Consider the following 1,632-nt stretch of genomic DNA (forward strand, 5'->3'; position numbering starts at 1 on the left):
AGTGGTACACTGCTGAACGCCAGGCCGATGGGACTTACAAGAAGCATGTCAAGGCCAGCGACCATAAAAATTCTGTTGGTGACTACAATGTCCATCTTTACTATGTGACAGCTGAGAATAAGCTGCAGGCTGTTGCAGCTGAAAAGACCAAGGTTGTAATCAATAAACCCCAAGGCAAAATCAGCATCCAAAACAACAATAGGAACTCCGGGGAGTTTGACATTGTGGTTTCAGACATCGTCGCACCAGAGGGGCTGAAGACGGTTTATCTGCCGACTTGGTCAACTGCAGGCGGTCAGGATGATGTCAAATGGTATGAAGCGCAGCGCCAAGCTGATGGTACTTATAAACAGCATGTTAAGGCCGGCGATCACAAGGATTCTCTGGGTGAGTACAACATCCACCTCTATTATCTCAGCAATGCAGGAAAGCTGCAGGGAGTTGCTATGGAGAAGACAACGGTCTCCAAGGCAGCTGCTCCAAGAGCTGTTCAAGGCAAAATCAGCATTCAGAATCAGAATCAGGACAATGGCGATTTTGAGATCCTTGTTTCAGGAATTTCGGCTCCAAACGGCGTGAAGACGGTCTATCTTCCGACTTGGTCAGAAGCGGGCGGTCAGGATGATGTGCAGTGGTATGTAGCTGAGCGTCAGGCCGATGGGACTTACAAGAAGCATGTCTCAGCTAGCAACCATGATAATGGACAGGGTGACTATAATATCCATTTGTATTATGCTGATAATGACGGTAAACTGCACGGTGTAGCTTCTGCCAAAACAAAAGTGACCATCAGTAAGCCGCAGGGCAAAATCAGTATTCAGAATAAGAATAATGATACCGGTGAATTTGACATTGTTGTTTCAGGCATTGTGGCGCCGGAAGGTTTGAAGACAGTTTACCTGCCGACCTGGTCAACGGCTAACGGTCAGGATGATGTGCAGTGGTACACTGCTGAACGTCAGGGTGATGGCAGCTACCGCAAGCATGTCCATGCTAATCAGCACAAGAATGTTGCTGGTGAGTACAATATTCATTTGTACTACCTGAATAATCAGGGGCAGTTACAGGGAGTTGGTATGCAAACGACTGCTATCTCTGTCAACCGTCCGCAGCCGGTTTCCAGTCAGCGCGACCGTGTCCTTGCAGCAGCAGCGGCTCTGGTCGGAGTGCGCGGCGGCAGTGCTGAGCACCAGCGCTTGGTCAATGATTACAACAGTGTCCGTCCGCTGCCTGTCGGCTATGCTGTTAAGAATACCGATGACTGGTGCGATGTTTTCACGACGGTTGTTTTCCAAAGGGAAGGCCTCAGCGATTTAATCGGCCGTGAGTGCGGAGTGGAACGCCATATTCAGATCTTTAAAAATCTGGGCATCTGGAATGAGGATGGCAACACAACTCCTAAAGCCGGTGATATTATTACCTTTAACTGGGACCAAAACAGCCAGCAGAATAACGGCTGGGCCGACCATATCGGTATTGTGGAGAAGGTCGAAAACGGCATTATCCATACCATTGAAGGCAACAGCAACAATCAGGTTAAACGCAATACCTACCGGATTGGCCATGGCAATATCCGCGGCTTCGCAACTCCGCGTTACAAATAAAGAAAACAACCAAGTGTTTGCTTGGTTG

At 48.7% G+C, this 1,632-nt stretch carries 1 protein-coding gene; it reads left to right on the plus strand.

The window, feature by feature from the left end:
- On the plus strand, positions 1-1,604 hold a 1,604-nt coding region (locus STRDD11_RS04845; RefSeq protein ID WP_128836310.1), incomplete at its 5' end, for a GBS Bsp-like repeat-containing protein.
- Between the last annotated feature and the right edge of the window lie 28 nt (positions 1,605-1,632).

It is taken from the genome of Streptococcus sp. DD11 (genome assembly GCF_001578865.1).
Classification (GTDB): Bacteria; Bacillota; Bacilli; order Lactobacillales; family Streptococcaceae; genus Streptococcus; species Streptococcus panodentis.